At 45.1% G+C, this 17,979-nt stretch carries 19 protein-coding genes; 10 read left to right on the top strand and 9 right to left on the bottom strand.

Translation table 11 applies throughout. The features are described 5' to 3' along the window. The first annotated feature begins 5 nt into the window (after positions 1–5). The 5 genes from F551_RS0112890 (at position 6) to F551_RS0112870 (ending at position 5,999) form a co-directional block, all read left to right on the top strand. The gene (locus tag F551_RS0112890) at positions 6–890 is read left to right on the top strand and encodes an aldo/keto reductase (protein WP_018997934.1); all 885 of its coding nucleotides are present in this window, start codon (positions 6–8) and stop codon (positions 888–890) included. 43 nt (positions 891–933) lie between these two features. Beyond that, positions 934–1,269 (top strand): Grx4 family monothiol glutaredoxin, encoded by a 336-nt coding sequence (gene grxD / locus F551_RS0112885; RefSeq protein WP_026296829.1) that lies wholly within the window; start codon positions 934–936, stop codon positions 1,267–1,269. Between the two features lie 241 nt (positions 1,270–1,510). Further along, on the top strand, positions 1,511–1,867 hold the full coding sequence (locus F551_RS0112880) for a hypothetical protein (RefSeq protein ID WP_018997932.1): 357 nt from the start codon (positions 1,511–1,513) through the stop codon (positions 1,865–1,867). A 199-nt stretch (positions 1,868–2,066) separates the two neighbouring features. Beyond that, complete coding sequence (rimO, locus tag F551_RS0112875) at positions 2,067–3,416, top strand: 30S ribosomal protein S12 methylthiotransferase RimO (protein ID WP_026296828.1); 1,350 nt, start codon at positions 2,067–2,069, stop codon at positions 3,414–3,416. 261 nt (positions 3,417–3,677) lie between these two features. Next, positions 3,678–5,999 (top strand): DUF4332 domain-containing protein, encoded by a 2,322-nt coding sequence (locus F551_RS0112870; protein WP_018997930.1) that lies wholly within the window; start codon positions 3,678–3,680, stop codon positions 5,997–5,999. 47 nt (positions 6,000–6,046) lie between these two features. On the opposite strand, the gene F551_RS0112865 is transcribed toward F551_RS0112870, so the two are convergent. The 3 genes from F551_RS0112865 to F551_RS0112855 form a co-directional block, all read right to left on the bottom strand. Next, on the bottom strand, positions 6,047–6,415 hold the full coding sequence (locus F551_RS0112865; RefSeq protein ID WP_018997929.1) for a hypothetical protein: 369 nt from the start codon (positions 6,413–6,415) through the stop codon (positions 6,047–6,049). Between the two features lie 74 nt (positions 6,416–6,489). Then, a complete protein-coding gene (locus tag F551_RS0112860) occupies positions 6,490–7,071 on the bottom strand; it encodes a uracil-DNA glycosylase family protein (RefSeq protein ID WP_018997928.1) in 582 nt (193 codons plus the stop codon). Further along, the gene (locus F551_RS0112855; protein WP_026296827.1) at positions 7,062–8,975 is read right to left on the bottom strand and encodes a toll/interleukin-1 receptor domain-containing protein; all 1,914 of its coding nucleotides are present in this window, start codon (positions 8,973–8,975) and stop codon (positions 7,062–7,064) included. Before F551_RS0112855 ends, F551_RS0112860 begins: the two co-directional genes overlap by 10 nt. A 242-nt stretch (positions 8,976–9,217) precedes the next feature. Between F551_RS0112855 and F551_RS0112850 the strand changes: the two genes are divergently transcribed. Beyond that, the gene (locus F551_RS0112850; protein WP_018997927.1) at positions 9,218–10,333 is read left to right on the top strand and encodes an FRG domain-containing protein; all 1,116 of its coding nucleotides are present in this window, start codon (positions 9,218–9,220) and stop codon (positions 10,331–10,333) included. Between the two features lie 11 nt (positions 10,334–10,344). On the opposite strand, the gene F551_RS0112845 is transcribed toward F551_RS0112850, so the two are convergent. From F551_RS0112845 to flgB, 3 genes are read right to left on the bottom strand one after another with little or no spacing between them, the layout of a single operon-like run. Then, a complete protein-coding gene (locus F551_RS0112845; protein WP_018997926.1) occupies positions 10,345–10,656 on the bottom strand; it encodes a flagellar hook-basal body complex protein FliE in 312 nt (103 codons plus the stop codon). A gap of 11 nt (positions 10,657–10,667) precedes the next feature. Further along, a complete protein-coding gene (gene flgC / locus F551_RS0112840) occupies positions 10,668–11,084 on the bottom strand; it encodes a flagellar basal body rod protein FlgC (RefSeq protein WP_018997925.1) in 417 nt (138 codons plus the stop codon). A gap of 23 nt (positions 11,085–11,107) precedes the next feature. Further along, positions 11,108–11,545: a flagellar basal body rod protein FlgB gene (gene flgB / locus F551_RS0112835; protein ID WP_155826019.1), complete on the bottom strand. Its 438-nt coding sequence runs from the start codon at positions 11,543–11,545 to the stop codon at positions 11,108–11,110. A 234-nt stretch (positions 11,546–11,779) separates the two neighbouring features. Here flgB and F551_RS0112830 point away from each other — a divergent pair, with 234 nt between their 5' ends. The 3 genes from F551_RS0112830 to F551_RS0112820 all read left to right on the top strand — a co-directional run bounded on the left by F551_RS0112830 (position 11,780) and on the right by F551_RS0112820 (position 13,893). Then, a complete protein-coding gene (locus F551_RS0112830) occupies positions 11,780–12,166 on the top strand; it encodes a FliO/MopB family protein (protein ID WP_018997923.1) in 387 nt (128 codons plus the stop codon). After that, positions 12,166–12,933, top strand: coding sequence for a flagellar type III secretion system pore protein FliP (fliP, locus tag F551_RS0112825; RefSeq protein WP_018997922.1), 768 nt, complete (start codon positions 12,166–12,168; stop codon positions 12,931–12,933). The genes F551_RS0112830 and fliP overlap by 1 nt, the downstream gene beginning before the upstream one ends. Before the next feature lie 159 nt (positions 12,934–13,092). Then, on the top strand, positions 13,093–13,893 hold the full coding sequence (locus F551_RS0112820; protein ID WP_155826016.1) for a DUF3800 domain-containing protein: 801 nt from the start codon (positions 13,093–13,095) through the stop codon (positions 13,891–13,893). Between the two features lie 122 nt (positions 13,894–14,015). Here F551_RS0112820 and F551_RS0112815 read toward each other — a convergent pair whose 3' ends face one another. From F551_RS0112815 to F551_RS0112805, 3 genes are all read right to left on the bottom strand, one after another. Further along, positions 14,016–15,458, bottom strand: a complete 1,443-nt coding sequence (locus F551_RS0112815; protein ID WP_033405095.1) for a M20/M25/M40 family metallo-hydrolase — start codon at positions 15,456–15,458, stop codon at positions 14,016–14,018. 249 nt (positions 15,459–15,707) lie between these two features. Next, on the bottom strand, positions 15,708–16,064 hold the full coding sequence (locus F551_RS0112810; RefSeq protein ID WP_018997919.1) for a hypothetical protein: 357 nt from the start codon (positions 16,062–16,064) through the stop codon (positions 15,708–15,710). 354 nt (positions 16,065–16,418) lie between these two features. Continuing rightward, positions 16,419–16,832: a hypothetical protein gene (locus F551_RS0112805; RefSeq protein WP_018997918.1), complete on the bottom strand. Its 414-nt coding sequence runs from the start codon at positions 16,830–16,832 to the stop codon at positions 16,419–16,421. 216 nt (positions 16,833–17,048) lie between these two features. On the opposite strand from F551_RS0112805, the gene ttcA reads away from it, so the two are divergent. Beyond that, positions 17,049–17,933: a tRNA 2-thiocytidine(32) synthetase TtcA gene (gene ttcA, locus F551_RS0112800; RefSeq protein WP_033405093.1), complete on the top strand. Its 885-nt coding sequence runs from the start codon at positions 17,049–17,051 to the stop codon at positions 17,931–17,933. Positions 17,934–17,979 lie beyond the last annotated feature (46 nt).

The following is a 17,979-nucleotide window of genomic DNA, read 5'->3' as shown; positions in this document are numbered from 1 at the left end:
TTGTAATGGATAATCCACTTTCATCACTTCCCAATAAGACCATTCCAGCTCGTGCTTTAGGGGCTACAGGAAAAGTATTGCCTCTGCTGGGGTTTGGAATATCTGGAGCACTATCAGCTCCTATCATTAGTGATGACAAAGTTATAAAGCTCGTCGCTCAAGCACGCCATTTGGGGATCAGCGTTTTTGATACTGCTCCTTTTTATGGAAACGGGCTGGCGGAAGACCGACTAGCTATGGGACTTGAGAGCACCGCGTCTCAGTCTCATTTACCTCCGCCATTCATTATCACAAAAGGCGGTACTTTTCGAAACGGACGCCAGCTTCATAAAGATTTTAGTTTCGATGCGCTGAAGCAACAATTGATTGAAAGTAGCTCTAGGCTTGGCTCAATTGATGCCTTCTTTCTTCATGGCCCTGGGATGCATGATTTAAATGACCAATTGTTCAATGACCTTTCGCGGTTAAAAGAAGAAGGCTTATTCAAATTTGCCGGGATTGCCGGACGCGGTAGTGAGCTAGATAAAGCGATAGAAAGCGAAGCTTTTGATATAATAATGGCTCCGCTACATGCTGAACTGCCAGCGCAAGATCTAGATCGTCTTGAATTTGCTCGCAGTAGGAATATCGGGATAATAGGCATTGAAGCACTCGCGCCTGCCGCAAAAGGTATCCGATTATCATTGAAACCAACGGATATTTGGTATTCTGCGCGAGCGATGTTCAGACGAAAACCGTTTCTTAGGCAAAGTCTAACAGCTGATGAATGTCTGCAATGGGTTTCACAGTCAGGGCTCGCAGATATCATCTTGACGACAACAACGCGTCCAGAAAATCTAAGAGCAAATATCATATCATGTTCGGAAAAGCTTGAAATTCCTTCGCTTTAGACTTAGCTCTGCAATAACTGTAAAAAAAGCCAGGACTGCTCATATGTCAGCTCAAGAAACAATCAAAAACGCCATCGATACAAATGATGTAATGCTATTCATGAAAGGCACGCCTGTCTTCCCACAATGCGGCTTCTCATCAACTGTAACTCAAATCCTGAATTATATCGGAGTTGAATATAACTCTTTGAACGTTCTAGAAGACCAAGATATACGCCAAGGGATCAAAGACTTCTCCAATTGGCCAACTATTCCCCAGCTTTATGTAAAGGGAGAGTTCGTTGGTGGATGTGACATTGTTAAGGATATGTTCGAACAAGGTGAATTGCGCGAATTCTTTGAAGAAAATGGGATAGAACTGGCAGCTGCTGAAGAATAACACTTCTTCATCATCATAAATTTACTGGCAGTTTTACTTCAAAACTCGCCAGTAATTTTTCATTACGTAAATATTCACAGTACAGCTCAACCAGAAAATTCATTTAATACTAAAACAACTTCACAAACTCACCTTTTTACTTTGAATTCATAAATCTAGCGATTTCTACTTACTTTTTGTTAGTAGCTTCAGCATAATTTACCCGCGAAGTTACAACACTGGTGAGACACGGTTACAAGAAATGGGTATCCTGGATATTCTAAAGCGCGGTTCCAAGAAAAATGATGAGGTCGAAGAGATCGTCGAAGAAGGACCAGTGGAACATCGCACCGATGACAGACTTTCCACGTATCGCGACTCCCGCGTCTACTATAAGAGCGGTGGTAGCGACCCATGTATCATCAATGATGTCAGTGAGACTGGCCTAAGAATATCTTGCCAAGGTGCCAAGTCTTTTCCTGAGCAGATAAGAATTCAATACGCTGGGAAGCGTCGCCTCTGCCGCGTCATCTGGAATGATGGTATTGTCGCCGGGTTGGAATTTGAACCGGGTGAAGGTCCAAACGATACCAACGAGTCTAGCTCAGACGTCGTTTAAAATCCCTCCAAAATCCAAACTTCACTGTAGAACAAAAGTATCACTTTTAGTTCTCTGTTTTGCTTTTTTTGAATAAGACTTGCTAAACCGTGCTGTTTTCAAGTATGGCACACCCTCTTTGCGTTCGGTTGCAAAGACAGCTGGAGCGTACTATCTGCCTCTAGCACTCAAACTTATTTCTTCAACAAGGACACTATCAATGCAAACCGATCAGGCACCAATTCGTGGGGTTGCTCCAAAAATCGGAATTGTTTCTTTGGGTTGCCCCAAAGCATTGGTGGATTCCGAGCGTATCATTACGCGTTTACGTGCTGAAGGATATGAAATCTCACCCGACTACAAAGGTGCAAACTTAGTGTTGGTGAATACGTGTGGTTTCTTGGATTCTGCACGTGATGAAAGCCTCGATGCAATCGGAGAGGCGCTAGAAGAAAACGGACGCGTTATCGTTACAGGGTGTTTGGGTGCGGAGCCCGAAGTTATTGAAGCACAATACGACAAGGTTTTAGCTATCTCCGGTCCAGCTCAATATGAGCAAGTGATGGAGTCGGTACACAAACATTGCCCTCCTCCTTCAGGTGCATTTCAAAGTTTGGTGCCAGAAAGCGGTATTCGCCTAACGCCTCGCCACTATGCGTATTTGAAAATTTCTGAAGGTTGTTCCAACCGGTGTACATTCTGCATCATTCCAGCATTGCGCGGAGACCTTGCTTCTCGCCCGATTGATCGCGTTTTGCGCGAAGCTGAACAACTGCAGGCAGCTGGTGTAAATGAACTCCTTGTGATTTCACAAGATACTTCTGCATACGGAATGGATATCAAATACGAGCCACGTACTTGGAAAGATAAAGAATACGAAACTCGCTTCCAAGACCTGTGTGAAGGTCTCGGTGACATGGGCATGTGGACACGCTTGCACTATGTTTATCCGTATCCACACGTTGATAAAATCATCCCGTTAATGGCGGAAGGCAAAATTCTTCCCTATATCGACATTCCATTCCAGCATGCGTCACCAAATGTTCTTCGCAACATGAAACGCCCGGCAAAACAAGACAAAGTGCTCGAACGTATCCAGCAATGGCGCCGGGATGTTCCTGATATTGCCATTCGATCGACATTCATTGTTGGTTTCCCAGGAGAAACCGACGATGATTTTGAAACGCTTATGGACTTCATGCGCGAAGCCAAAATCGATAGAGCTGGTTGCTTTAAATACGAAGATGTTAAGGGTGCAGTATCTCACGACCTTCCAGACCATGTTCCCGAGGAAGTGAAAGAAGAGCGTTGGCACCGCTTTATGCAGCTACAGCAAGAAATCTCTCATGAACGTTCTGAAGCACAAATTGGACGCGTCCTTGATGTGATAATTGACGATTCAAATGGGGAATCGGCCGTAGGACGCACAAAAGCAGATGCACCTGAAATTGACGGACTTGTTCACCTGGAAAACTATCCAGACCTCGAAGCAGGTGACATAGTGAAGGCTGAAATCACCGATGCAGATTGCTATGATTTGTGGGCGAAAGTTCCCGGCTCAGATAGCTAATCGATTCCACCAATTCCACTACGCCTTAAGGTAGGACAACAATGGTGTCCTACCTAAGCTGATTAACTACCCCCAAGTTAGCTTTTAACCGCAATATTCCTGCATGCTGAGTGCGATCATCTTAAATATTTTTATACAATTACTAACACTGCGTTTACTGTTCAGTAACCAAATCCCCCGAAAAATAGTGAATTAGAATAGGCCGATCCAGTTTTACTAGGCCGTTTTGGACTTTCAGGACTCAAATTCAGGGAAGCCAACATGACTTCGCTTCTTTTTCGCGTCATTACTGCGCATCGCTGCCGCTCTACGCACCATCACATAGCTATTGGTGCCCTCACCCTACTAAAGGGTGAACATGCTGAACGCTGGCACGATTTGCTACTCGTTATGCATGACGACCTTCTAAAAGGTGCCAAAGCACCTGATGCAGAATTTAAAGACTTCAAAAATCATGTTCTTCACATTGAAGAAGGTGAATGGGGTGGCGCTCGAGATGCAGCATTGGAATGGTACGCCAAATCTGTGATGGCTCTTAAAGCTAAAAAGTGGTCAGACGCCGCTTATGCGCTTGGGGTTATGAGTCATTATTATGCCGACCCGATCCAACCTTTCCACACAGGACAGACTGAAGAAGAAGGCGCTATCCACCGCGCTGTTGAATGGTCGATTGCCAAATCTCGTAGCGAAATCGCTCGGCGAATTGAGGCCAAAGGATATCCTACTGTAGCGACTGGCGATGGCCCTGGGTTCGTTTCCGAAATGGTGCGTGCAGGTGCAGAAAAGTCTCACCCACATTACAATACACTGATCGACCACTACAATGTTGATGCAGGGGTAAAAGTCCCTGAAGACGGACTAGATGAAACCCTTCTAGACGTCATTTCGGATCTCGTTGCATATGCGACCTCAGGCCTAGCCGCCATCTATATGCGCGCATTTGAAGAAGCTGATGTTGTACCACCCAAATCCAACATGACGATAAATGGCTTCCTATCTACTTTGGACATCCCTATTCGCTGGATCACAAGCAAACTAGACGACGTAAATGACCGCCGCATTGTAACGGCGATGTATCAAGAACTTCGTAAAACTGGGAAAGTCATTAAAAAGCTTCCGGATGACGATAAACAAATCCGCAAAATGCACGCCCAACAGGTTCTTCGCAAACCACTCAAGGAGCTAGATGCTCAGCGGATGCGCAAAATCGGTCAAAAGCACATTGCCCGCACGGGCACAGCCCCAGTCTCAACTAGAGACACCGCGCAAGCGCAGGAAGCGTCTATTGCTTCTGCAACCGCAGCTCCAGTGTTAGACAAAAAAGCAGATCAATTAGCAGCCAAAGAGGCAAGAAAAGCAGAAAAGCAGAAACTTGCTGAGGAAAAAGCGAACGCTAAGCAACGTGCTAAAGATGAAAAAGCAGCTGCTGCAAGAGCCAAACAGGAAGAAGCTGCCAACGCCAAAGCAGCAAAACTCGCGGAACGACAAGCCAAAGAAGATGAAGCAGCACGCTTAAAAGCTGAAGAAAAGGCCAGAACTGAACAAGCAGCTCAAGAAAAAGCAGATGCTGTCGAACGCGAACGCGCAGAAATAGCCGCCAAAAAAGAAGCTGAAATTCAAGCTGCCGAACAAGCAAAGCTTGAAAAGCAACGCGCTGCAGATGAAGCCAAAGCTGCAAAGCTCGCTGAGAAAGAAGCTAAACGCAAAGATCGCAACCAATCTGATTGCAAAGAAACAGCCGAAGCCGCCGCCCTACTTTCAGCTGCTCATCAAACAGCCGAAGAACGAGAAACTCAACAGCGCCGCGAGCTTGCCGAACAACAGGCTGCTGAACGCCGCGCTGCCGCCGAAAACGCTGCTAAGAAAGCTGAAAAACCAAAATTCCGTGTCAAAGCAAATAGTGAGGCTACAACCCTCAAACCCGAACAACAGGAAGCCGCCGAAACAGCATTTGCAGCTCAACTAAAAGATATTGCTCTCGGAGCTGATACTGATCCTTCTACAGCCGACCTTTCTGATGAAGAGCTCGACGTCGAATCTTATGATGCCATGATCGATGCTATGGATGATGATGAACTCGTTGAAGACAGTATTCCATTTGAAACAGCAGACGAAGAGATTGAGGAAGAACCTACACCTTCTCCCAAACGCTCTGGTCGTCGTGACCCGTTGAGCATGGCTTCTGAAATCGTAGACGCTCCATCAATCGGCAAAAAAACTGCCGCTAGATTGAATGAAGTTGGCATCTACACTGTTGGAGATCTGGTCCAATCCAAAGCTAAAGAATTGTCCGCAAAACTTGACGTTGGATACATGACGCCCGCAACGATCATTGACTGGCAAGATCAATCCTTGATGATGATCGACATGCCCTCTTTGCGAGTTCACGATGCTCAGATACTAGTAGGTGCTGGTGTTCGTTGTGTAGAAGACTTAGCGGAAAGTTCATCTCGCGATTTATTCCAAGCTGCCACCAACTTCCTAAAAACAAAGGATGGTGCACGTATCGCACAGAACAGCTCTCCATTAGATCATGAAGAAGTTTATGATTGGATTGAAGAAGCTCAAGCTGCCTTTGAATAGAGGCCATTTCTCAATGGCAGCTTGATAGTTATTAAGCGACTAGAAATCTAACCGCGAACCTGATTTTCGATTTCAACAGTTGAGCCTGCGGGAATCCCCAATTCTTGGAAGGTGTAAACGAGTGTTACACCATCTGGTTTGTATGCTTTGCAGTGATCCGTGCGAACACGCTCAAATTCCACCTCAAAATGACTGCGGCCATCTTTTTCGACTTCTGCATCAATGAAGTCCTTATCCGTACAACCATTAGATGAGACAGTTACGGCGATCTCACCGTTTTGCACAGATACGCCCTTTACAGATGCCGCATCATAATAGTTAAAATCACCGTGCCCACGTGAACCCGTTTGCACATTGATACACCCAGTCACCAACACTCCCAGTGACACAATTCCAGCAATTTTTAAAACACTCATAGCCGATCCTTATTGAAATTCGATAATTTTATATATCGTTTTTCAATAATTAGTCAAGATGAAGATCTCGATTTCTATTCATCCAACATGACACGGACCCGCTCCTGTAGTCGTGGAACAACTTCTTGCTCAAACCAAGGATTGTTTTTTAGCCATCGATTATTGCGCGGACTTGGATGGGGCGTAGGCAAACACTCTGGAAGCAGCACCTGCCAATCTGACACCGTCTGGGTAATGCTTTCTTTAATGCGATCTGGCAGATGCCAATCACGTGCATATTTTCCTATAATTATCGTCAGCTCCACATGAGGCATGACATCCAACATTTGCCTACGCCAGTTTTGTTCGCATTCTGCACGAGGGGGTAGATCACCTCCCTTTCCAGTACCCGGAAAACAAAACCCCATCGGCAATATCCCTATGCGGGGATCATTGTAGAAAGTATCATCATCTACCCCTAACCACTCTCTCAGCCTTACACCTGACGCATCCAGAAATGGCCTTCCAGCCTCGTGCGTTTTGCGTCCTGGAGCTTGCCCCACAATCAAAATTTTTACTTGGCCATGAATTTTAAAAAGTGGCTTTGGACCAAGCGGTAAGTCCTTACAGATTGTGCAAGCGCGGACCTGTCTTGATAACTCGTCGATTAGAACCAAATTTCTGCTCTATTTAAAGGTAGCTTTCCATAACGCCCCGCCAGAGACATGACCTTATAGCTTTCTACTTCGCTCCACGAATCACGGTCAGTTTCCATTGCAAACTCTGCGCACATCTCTGCAATTTTAGCAGATTGTCCAGCTTGAGGACCATAATAATACCGAACCGATCTCGCTTTAGACGGATCGTATTCTACAACATCAATCCCCAATACTTTAAAGCCCTCGCGAGACAATTGCTTGGCCACAATCTCTGCGTCTCTATATTGGCTTTTGTCTGAAATGTGCAGATAGAGCTCCCTGATTTCAAACTCTTTATCAATTGCCGCAAACTGTGGCTCTTTACTTACAACATCTCTGCTCACGCGACTGGGTGTTTTCTTAACGGAACCACGCGCAGGAGGTGGTGCCGGAGAAGACACAATTGGTTCAACCGCCCCATCAGACTCTTCATCCACATCATCTTCAAACACGGGCTCAGGCATGACGATCGGTGCAGGCATTGGTAGCTCTACAATTTCCTCTGGCATTTCAGCCATTGCTATTTGATCAAACTCATTTTCGATAAAGTCACAAGATTGCCCTATCGCGCAAATTGCACTTCTGGCCTCTTCACAAACTGCTCCTGATTTTTCTCGCGCCAGCGCGTCACTCCAGCTGATAAATTTACGGACATCTTCAGGTGCTCCATTCAACTCAGCTTCAATACCACCCACTCTATCTTGTTGCAGGCAAGAATATATTGCACGGGAAACATAATCTTCAGCCAAGATCTGGCGGTAATCCACAAAGCGTTCGATCCGCTCGTCATCAAATGCCGTCAACTCTGCGATATTCTCATCAATCGGCGCAACGGCGCTTTCATCTCCATTATAAAAACGCGCTTTGGCCAAATCCCTTCGCACAGATTGACGAATAAACACGACATGATCCGCTTCACTTTTTTCAATCGATGAACGTGATTTTAAATGCTGATACGCTTCTTCAAGCATACGTCCTGAAACCCGAGTTGCATTTTCAGACTGACTTTCATAGTCCTCTGGAATTTCGTGCTTATTCAAAGCTAGGTTCTGACGTCCACTAGCCCATTGCTCCGCCGCACCGACAATCACTTTCATATCGTCAGTCTGAACATCCAATTCAGCCATAGCTCTCGTGGCTTCACCTCTAGTGAGATACGCGCCATACCCAATGACGATCGCCGCAATTGTTGCAACAGCGGAAGCAATTGATAATCCGCCCAATAATCTAGCTCGGCTACGTTCTCTTTTTACGCGTTGATTATGCGCTGTTTTACTTGCCGCGATGTATTCGAGCACATCTTTGGGAACACTATCTTGCTTTTCAGTTTCCGTTTTCCAACTTGCGGCCTGAACGAGTTGCTCGCCAGATAATAATTCACCGTCTCCGGTTTTCCATTCCTTGGCGCGTTCTTCAAAACGCCTCAATAAACGCAGACGTTCTAAATCATGACGCAATGCTCTTTGGAGTGATTTAAAGCCGTTGTAAAAACCAGTCCCATCACCAGCTTTTAAATTGAAAAAATAGATATAGTTGAGCCGCGATAATTCCAGCGGCACGTCTCCCGTTATCGGACGAGGCACTAAAGGAATAAGACGCTTTTTTCGCGCGACGGCTTCTTTTATCTCCCAAGCACAATTTTCAGAGGCTAAATAGGCATCTGACAGCACAAAAACAACGGTATCACTGCTGGATATCAGCTCACGCAAACGCGCTTCCCATTGCTCCGTAGCAGCAATATCATCGCGGTCGATTTTGGGATCGTAGCCTTCATCTTCAAGCATGGAGACTATCTGATTGGCAAAATCCATATCCTGACGCGAATAGGATACAAAGACATTGCTGCCTGCCACGCTGCCTTCAGATTTTAAATCCTCAGCCATCCCTCACCTCACGACCACTGCCACATCGCAGAAATACGGTTAGCCTAGCCTATCATGAGGATTTCAAACTGAGAACTGGAATCTATGAATATTAAAATCAACTTAAGCATGTTGCATTTTCTACATCGACATTTCACATCAATTCAAAATTTTATAGAATAAACGAAACACTTAAAGTTGAAGAAAACATCTCCCGTTACCATATACTTGTAAATGCCCCCACTCAGGAGACATACTGTAATATGCAAGGCCAATGGATGGGAAGAAATGAAGGCAACAATGACGCCTTTATTATCTTAGACCTAGACAAACAAGACAACAATTTTGTCGGACATTTTTACTTTTATGATGATGACTACTTGATGCCAGGGATGGTAGGCAGATTGGAACTATCCCCACCATACCTTCCCCATGAAGGAATACTCAAAGTCCGCCCACTTCACCCCCAAACTGGGTACCCAGTTTCCAAACAAGATCTACAATCAGAATATCCAGACATCACATTTCCTAACGAAATCTATATCAAATTAAACAGCAATGCACGTCACGAAATAATTGTTGATTGGTATAGTCAGAACAATGTCGAAAAGAACTCTGGACAAATAAAACTCATCCACTTCCCCAAAAACACTTCGTCCATACTGGTTCCCAATCCAACTATTACTGATTGGGATTCATTCAAACATACAGTTTTGCAATATGAACCCGAAACTTTCATATTTAGAGGTCAATCAAATCACAAATGGCCTTTGCAAACATCTTTTCATAGATCTAACAGAACTGACCTAATTCCATTTATTGAAAAAGATATCCCCCGCCTATTTCAAAGACTATCCGCTCACCTGAAATTTCAATACGACCTAAGAAACGCTGAGCAATATGCAGCTTTTTTAAATCTTCTCCAACACCACGGCTATCCAACTCCTCTACTAGATTGGACGTATTCTCCATTTGTAGCTGCATATTTCGCTTATAGGAACCTAACCAAAGCGAACTTCACCGATGATTTTGTCCGTATTTTTCTATTCGATATAAAACTTTGGAAGAAGGAGTTTATGCAATTGGATAGAATAACATACACCCGTCCACACTTTTCCATTTTTCAGCCACTTAGCTATGATAATCATAGGGCTGGCCCGCAACAATCCGTATTGTCAGCCACCAACATCGTTAATATTGAGCAATATATCCAAGTTTGTGAGCAAGACACACACAAGACTTTTTTACAGGCAATAGACCTACCGTCGAGTGAGTATAAAAAAGCTCTCAGAGAATTATCCATGATGGGGATCAGTGAAGCCACCCTATTTCCAAGTATCGACGGAATATGTGAAGAAATGCGACAGAAATTGTTCTAATACATAGCCCCCTATATCGGCATTCTCATGACTTCTTGGTAGGCTGAGATGACTTGATCGCGCACGGCTACAACTGTTTCCAGCGTTGCTTCAGCCGCGGCGATAGATGTCACAACATCCACTAAGTCGGCATTGCCCATAGTAGCGGAAGCCACTGCATTTTCAGCTGTTGCAGCAGCTTCAGTCGTTTTGGACAAAGCAGCATCCAGCATTTGACCAAAAGGCGCACCTGAAATTGCGCCCGCATCTTGCGTATCTTGTGGTTTAACGGCTGCTTGAGCGGCCTTTAAATATGCATTGGTTGCTGCTGCACCGATTTCCATATCGCTCTACCTTATGCCTTTAAAATATCTACAGCGGCCAGAAGCATGGAACGGCTTGCTTCAACCACATTCAAATTTGCTTCATAGGCGCGCTGCGCTTCGCGCATGTCTGTCATTTCCACGAGAGATGACACGTTTGAATATTTCACCATGCCGCTCTCATCTGCTGCGGGGTGGGATGGATCAAACTTGATCGTAAAAGGCGATGTATCGGCATGCACACCTGATACTTTCACACGCTCTGCGCCACTATCACGGTCGAGATAGCTCTTAAACACTGGCACTTTACGTTGATAAGGGTCTGCACCAGGTGCATCGCCAGTGGAGTTTGCATTTGCGAGGTTTTCAGCTGACACACGAATACGCACTGTTTGCGCACGCAAACCAGAAGCAGCCGAGGACATTGCAGACATTAAATCGTTAGACATGCTCTAAATCCTATTGCGTGAGATTAGCGCGGCGCTTTTGCGGCCAGCTTCATCATATTCAGGCTCTTATTGTAGAGCCCAACGAGAGTTTCAAATTCCATGCGGGTCTCAGCGATTTTCATCATCTGATCTTCGACAACTACTGAATTGCCATCGAGTGTTGTTTCTGAATCAGGTGATTTTTGAACATGCGCACCAACCGCCATAGGCGCACGGCTTGCTCCCGCTATGTGCCCGGGGTGCGTAACAGCCATTGCTGATGATCCCGTGGAGGCAGAAGACACACCCACCTTACCCTTTGCCATCGCAGCATTGAACGCTTCTTTATCAATGTCCTTTGGCGTGTATCCGGGGGTGGATACATTGGATACGTTTTGAGAAAGGAGTTTCTGGCGCTCACCCAGCATATCCATGCGCGCTTTCATCATTCCGAAGATCGGCATGTCCATTGGGCTAGTCACGATTGAAACTCTCCTAAATCCGAATTGAAAATCAAATCCACCTCAACTGGGCAAATTCGATCCGTCTGCTAGGCAGTTTCCACCCTTAAAGTTAAGGAGTTTTTAAAATTGTGTTCAGTGAAATTAACCACTCATTTACCTTCAAGACCGAAAAGTTAATAAAGCCGTTTAAATTTGACGGTTTGAATGCATCTGAGCAGCAGAATGCCGCTCGCTTTAAGACTGGTCAGACTCATGGAAGAACTCATCCGCGCAACTGGCGCGCTTATCTTTGTGTTGTCCATTATTCTCGGCATGGGTTGGGTTTTCCGTCGCTATGCCAACCAGCGCGCAAACTTAACAAACCAAACCTCCGATCTTCGTATTGTTGAATGGCGCGGAATGGATTCGCGACGCAAACTGGCCGTCGTCCATTGGGATGGTCGCGAACATTTATTATGCCTAAGCCAAACTGATCAATGCGTTGTCGCCAGTCGTGATGCATCTACCCCAGCAGAGGGAGATCAGCAGGCAAGCATAACCACACCAGCTAGCGTGCAAACGCCCCCCAAGCTAGTCGCACAGGTAAGTCAGGCCATAAGCAAGGTGACATCATCTATCAAACCTAAGGAGAAATCATAATGCGCTCGCAAAACCGTTTCTCCAAATTAATAGGACGCGTCACCCTTTTATTAGTGGGCACCTTCCTTATGGCCCCAGCAGGAATGGCTCAGGAATTTTCTTTCGACCTTGGCACAGGCGCGGGATTAACGAGCGGCATTGTCGAGATGATTGGTGTCATCACCATTTTATCTCTTGCGCCTTCAATTCTTGTGATGACGACCAGTTTTGTACGTATTGTTGTGGTGTTCTCACTCTTGCGGACAGCTTTAGGGCTGCAACAAAGTCCACCAAATGCAGTGATAATTTCTCTATCACTATTCCTCACTGCATTCATCATGGCTCCAACCTTCGAGACAGCCTATGAAGACGCGATAGCCCCTTTTATGGCAGAAGCCATTGAATTAGACGATGCATTGCCCCGTGCTGCTGCACCAATGAAAGAATTCATGGCCAAACATGTGCAAGATGATGATCTCGCCCTCTTCATGGATATGGCCAATATCGAAACACTTGAAAGCGCAGAACAGGCACCATTTCATGTACTCGCCCCCGCCTTCATGATTTCAGAATTGAAGCGCGCATTTGAGATCGGGTTTATGATCTTTCTGCCCTTCCTCATCATCGACCTCGTGGTGGCCTCTATCCTTATGAGCATGGGTATGATGATGCTACCGCCGGTCACCATCTCCATGCCATTTAAGCTAATCTTCTTCGTCCTCGTGGACGGCTGGAGATTGCTATCTGGCTCACTGGTAGAAAGCTTCGTCACTGGCCCGCCTGGTTAGATGTAGATGGGGCATTTTTTCGCCAAAAGCGGACAGTTCACGTAAAATGTCAATCTCTTTCAAAACAAACTAAAGCGTCCTATTTGCGCCACATAAAATTGCATAAATATCCTACTAGTTGAAAAAACAAGCACGCCCTACCAGCTTTATGGAACTCTCATGATGGATATTACCTGCTACTTAGATGACAGCGCTGATGGAGGAAGTATTAGTTCTTTAGGAGGGTACTTCACAAAAACGGAATGCTGGCAAAAGTTCGAACGGCTTGCCTCTGACACATACGAAAGGTTTGGCCTAATAACACTGCATACCAAGGACTTACAACGAGGTAAGGGTGAGTTTTCTGGTTGGTCTTTAGAAAAAAAACGTAATTTTGTAGAAGAACTCTTTGATGCAGCAAAAATATGCGAAGTTGTTGGAATATCCGTTAGTATTCGTAACTCTTTAGGTAAAAAATTTAATCAGCAAAACAAACACACAGCGCGGCTATCAAGTCTTGGTTTGCTGTTTGCGAGAATCATAATGTCGCTGGAAAAAGATGCCAACCTTAAGCAAAATGAAGGTGCTATCCGATTAATAATTGAAACTGGAAATAAAAATAACAATGGGTTACTTACTCATTTTAAAGAAGTTCGCGAAAAAGGCAGTGGGTTTGATCACATTAAATCATTAGATTTCGTTCGTAAGCAAGATTGTTATGCCATCCAACTAGCTGACTTCATGGCTTATTATGGACGTCGTCATGCATCAAATACGCTAAATGGAAAAAACACTCCGCTAGAAATTAATCAAGCCGAGGTTATCCAACAAAGCACCGAAGACCTATTCGCCATCGCAGGATACCGCTGCCTTCATCATCTAAAAATTGTAAGTAGTGTGGAGAAATGCGTCGACACTGGAGGAGTATTCACTCTTGCAGATGCATATACGTTGGACCCTGACGACTTTATGTACGTTTAGCCTTACGCCATGATAATAAAAGGTGAACGTCCGTTTCGGGCCATAAACAGCCGCAACAAAAAAGCGCTCAGTCATTCAACTGAGCGCTTTCCTTAGTCTAGTAATCTAGAGGCTTACACAACCTACTCTTCTTCGCGTCCGGCGCGGTAGTCCACGTCCAGCTCAGCGGCGAGGTATGTAAACATTGCCCAAGCAGCGACATTCTGTTGAAGCTCGCTTTTTTCGATTTTATCCACCGTGTCATTTGGAGTGTGGTGGAATTCAAAATAATCTTCACCATTTTGATCCAACCGCCCCATAGGCACTCCAGCAGCTTGCAGCGGCATCATATCTGGTCCGCCACCACTTTTATTGTTGCCGCGAATAATGCCTAGAGGCGCAAGTTCACGCCCAATCGCATCCATAGCTGAAAGAGCATCAGCGCCAACATTTGATCCAAAACGCCAAACTTCTCCAGCTCCAAAGTCGGATTCTGATCCGATGACGTGATTATCAAGCGTTTCATCTTCCATACGCTCTTTTGCATAAGCCCGCGCACCAACAAGCCCTACTTCTTCAGCGCCAAACAACACAACACGAATCGTACGACGGGGCTTTTCTGGCAGATCAGCAATCAATTTTGCGGCTGCCATTGTGATACCAACGCCTGCGCCATCATCCAGCGCCCCCGTGCCTGTGTCCCAGCTATCAAGGTGCCCGCCGATTATCACAATCTCTTCTGGGTTTTCACGGCCTACAATTTCACCGATCACATTCCCAGACATGGATTTTCCGCGCCATCCTGCAAATGTTTTCAAACGAATTTTCATATCTTCGCCTGTTGCTGAAATACGTTCGATTTGGTCAGCATCTGGATTAGAAACAGATAAAGCCGGAATATTTGGACGGCGACCTTCTGGAAAACTCATCATACCCGTGTGCGCGAAACGATTGGAGGACGTTCCAACTGAACGAATAAACAGAGCTACTGCACCACGATCTTCTGCCATAATCCATGCATCGCGACGCTTGCGGTTTGCCCAACCATATCCTTCACCCGTCCGAGCAGCCGTCATACGGTCACCCACAAAGACGATTTTGCCTGTAACATCAGTTTCAGTGTTGGCCTTAAATGCATCATAACTTTTGAAATACGCAACAGACGCTTCAGTCCCCTCTTCAGGAGTCGCGGCTCCTCCACCAAGGGAAATCGCATAAAGAGGCTGTGGATAAGGAGCTGTCAGTGTCACTTCTTCGTAGACAGACCTGCCACGTGTCCAAAGATCGAGTTCAAAAGGCTCAACACGGACGTTTTCAAAGCCAAGTTCTTTGAATTTCTCAACACCCCAAGTGCGTGCTTTTTCTTCTTGCGGTGTGCCAGCCAAACGAGGACCAACTTTAGTTGTGAGGTCCGTGATAATATCAAGTGCCAGATCACTTTTCAGAGCCGTTTCTTTTAACGCCTGTGAAGTCGCAATGTTTTCAGCAGGTATCACGAACGGCGTTGGCGGTACGTCTTCTTTTTGAGCATGAGCACAAGCAACACTTGCCAATCCCATCGCACCTATAAGCAATGAACGTATCATAAAATTCCCCTCAAGAATTGTATTTTCCTGCACAATACGGAACATACGCAAAGACACAATCATTTCTTGATGGTTTATAAAACATACAGCCCCAAACAATAAGGCAGTGTGCAATCTTCTTGCACACTGCCTTATCGCTGCTTCACACCATAATTCATCTGGATTGAGGAGATAAATCAGGCGTATTTTTGTGGCTCTCGTTTAATTCCTTATTATTATCAAGCCGCGTTCCAAATCTTTTACAGGACCCTAGTCGTCCATTGTCCACTCAATGCGAAGTGGGAGAATATCCGCTACTTCTACATTTTCATCAGAAGCAACTAATTTACCTGCTTCTTCAGCGAAATCGTCTGATGAACATGCATCCACGCTTACTGCGCCAATATTTCCTCTATCGTCCACTTTCACGGACAGATCACATGAACCTGCACGACTCTTTACACCCGCTAAATAAGGGTAACTGAGTTGGTGCAAACCTGAAGGAGCAACTGCACCTTCGACTTTAATTTCAAACGCTCGTGCCGGTATGTCTCCAGCTGATTGCGCATTAGCGACCGGCATAACGCCAGCGGCCAGCACGCACAGAATGATTGATGCGTGTTTCATGACACTTTTATGACATAGACCGTCACGTTTGTCACTACACAGACTATAGTAAATTTGGCGTTATGTATTTATCTATTTGTTTTCATTAAAAATAAAAGTGTATACATTGACATTACATACACCAAAAACTGCTCAAATCTTATGTTATTTGTCCGTCACATATGCATATCAACTATGTTTTTATGGGTGAATTTTCGCTCGGTAGGCAAATTTTACACTTTCTAGATGTAAAAAATCAACAAAATCCACCCAAAATTTGACCTTATCAGTCAAAACCAAAGTTCAACTAAGGAATCAACTGGACATTAACTGCAGAAACATCGGTCGTTTTGCGACAAGATTAAATATAGAGAGTTATTGCTGCACAAACCAACGCAACGCACGGTCGCCGTTAGTAGCGAACACTGTCAGCCAATTTTGTCCTTCTTCCGCCAATTCAATGTTGGGTGGTGAACGCGAAGGTCTTTGTCCTCTAATTTCAAATATCTGAGCAAATACTTCACCGTCAATTATCGTGAGAAAGTAACCATCTGTTACATGATCGACATAAGAACCAGACCAACCCACTCGCACAGGTTTTCCAGCTTGAATTGCATTGATTAGATCTTCTTTGGCTCCCGATATGGTTTCACCCGTTTCAGTATGAGCATAGACCAATTGCCAGCCATAAACGGGTGTTTCGAGTTGATTTTCCTTGGATTGCAAAATTCCAAAAGTAACCAATCCACCTAAAATCAATCCTAGTAAGCCAAACAACCACACTTTCATCTTTTCATACTCTTTCTCAAGTGATCTCCAATTATTTCAACTTAATTCAGAATTACTTGGATTCAACATAGGTAAAGCTTGCCTTCAATGACAAATACGTTATCGCTGCATTCCATGAGTAACAATACACACAACCTCATCAATAAAGTATCGTCCGCTTCTTCTCCTTCAAATTCTGAAGTACAAGCGGAGACTGCTACTGCTCATACGCATTCAATGTCAGGCAAAGCAAAAGAAGAACACTTGTTTGAGCCCTATCATCCGATATTCGCCAATGCACCCAAGTCGGTAAACTTCAAAAAAGTACGCAAGACCATCGTACGTCAAACAAAAGAAGTTCTAGACGAATTCAAGCTCATCCCGAGTGATGCAAAAACACGTGAGACACCCTATAAATGGATGGTGTGTTTATCTGGTGGAAAAGACAGCTACACACTCATGGCTGCTTTACTTGATTTGAAATGGCAAGGTGCACTTCCTATTGATCTGATATTTGTAAACCTGGATCAGGGACAACCGGGATTTCCAAAACACATACTGCCAGAATACCTTTCTGGCTTAGGTGTCGAGTACCGAATTATAACTGAAGACACCTACTCGATCGTCAAAGAGAAAACGCCGCAGAACGCAACTTACTGTGCGATGTGTTCACGCCTGCGTCGAGGCATCTTATACAATGCAGCCCGCGCTGAAGAGTGTGATGCCATTGTATTAGGCCACCACCGCGATGATGCTCTTGAAACATTCATGATGAATTTATTCCATGGTGGACGCTTGGCAGCTATGCCCCCCACATTGTTAAATGATGAAGGCGATATCAAAGTGCATCGCCCTCTTCTACATTGTGCAGAGGCCGATATTGAGCGCTTTGCTAAGGCAATGGAATTTCCAATTATTCCTTGTAATCTTTGTGGCACGCAAGAAGGTCTACAACGCGCTGCCATGAAAGACATGCTCAATGAATGGGAAAAGCGCGCGCCTGGCCGCCGCCAGACCATGTTCCGCGCCCTCAAAAATGTCCGCCCAAGCCATCTGGCCGACAAGTCCATATTCGACTTTATGGATTTAAAGCCAACACCTCCCAATGAGGATGGGCTTTAACAATAGCTCCATTTTACATTGTAATACTGGTAAATTTCTGCCAACC

Source organism: Hirschia maritima DSM 19733, from assembly GCF_000378345.1.
Lineage (GTDB): Bacteria > Pseudomonadota > Alphaproteobacteria > Caulobacterales > Hyphomonadaceae > Hirschia > Hirschia maritima.
The sequence above is the reverse complement of the archived record's forward strand: the minus strand, read 5'-3'. Positions and strand labels throughout refer to the sequence as shown.

Coding starts and splice junctions, on each gene's coding strand:
- F551_RS0112810 (WP_018997919.1), bottom strand. CDS start 16,064: ATGAAACACGCATCAATCATTCTGTGCGTGCTGGCCGCTGGCGTTATG.
- F551_RS0112890 (WP_018997934.1), top strand. CDS start 6: ATGGATAATCCACTTTCATCACTTCCCAATAAGACCATTCCAGCTCGT.
- F551_RS0112820 (WP_155826016.1), top strand. CDS start 13,093: ATGATGGATATTACCTGCTACTTAGATGACAGCGCTGATGGAGGAAGT.
- F551_RS0112880 (WP_018997932.1), top strand. CDS start 1,511: ATGGGTATCCTGGATATTCTAAAGCGCGGTTCCAAGAAAAATGATGAG.
- F551_RS0112850 (WP_018997927.1), top strand. CDS start 9,218: ATGCAAGGCCAATGGATGGGAAGAAATGAAGGCAACAATGACGCCTTT.
- rimO (WP_026296828.1), top strand. CDS start 2,067: ATGCAAACCGATCAGGCACCAATTCGTGGGGTTGCTCCAAAAATCGGA.
- F551_RS0112865 (WP_018997929.1), bottom strand. CDS start 6,415: ATGAGTGTTTTAAAAATTGCTGGAATTGTGTCACTGGGAGTGTTGGTG.
- F551_RS0112855 (WP_026296827.1), bottom strand. CDS start 8,975: ATGGCTGAGGATTTAAAATCTGAAGGCAGCGTGGCAGGCAGCAATGTC.
- grxD (WP_026296829.1), top strand. CDS start 934: ATGTCAGCTCAAGAAACAATCAAAAACGCCATCGATACAAATGATGTA.
- F551_RS0112845 (WP_018997926.1), bottom strand. CDS start 10,656: ATGGAAATCGGTGCAGCAGCAACCAATGCATATTTAAAGGCCGCTCAA.
- ttcA (WP_033405093.1), top strand. CDS start 17,049: ATGTCAGGCAAAGCAAAAGAAGAACACTTGTTTGAGCCCTATCATCCG.
- flgC (WP_018997925.1), bottom strand. CDS start 11,084: ATGTCTAACGATTTAATGTCTGCAATGTCCTCGGCTGCTTCTGGTTTG.
- F551_RS0112870 (WP_018997930.1), top strand. CDS start 3,678: ATGACTTCGCTTCTTTTTCGCGTCATTACTGCGCATCGCTGCCGCTCT.
- F551_RS0112815 (WP_033405095.1), bottom strand. CDS start 15,458: ATGATACGTTCATTGCTTATAGGTGCGATGGGATTGGCAAGTGTTGCT.
- F551_RS0112830 (WP_018997923.1), top strand. CDS start 11,780: ATGGAAGAACTCATCCGCGCAACTGGCGCGCTTATCTTTGTGTTGTCC.
- F551_RS0112805 (WP_018997918.1), bottom strand. CDS start 16,832: ATGAAAGTGTGGTTGTTTGGCTTACTAGGATTGATTTTAGGTGGATTG.
- fliP (WP_018997922.1), top strand. CDS start 12,166: ATGCGCTCGCAAAACCGTTTCTCCAAATTAATAGGACGCGTCACCCTT.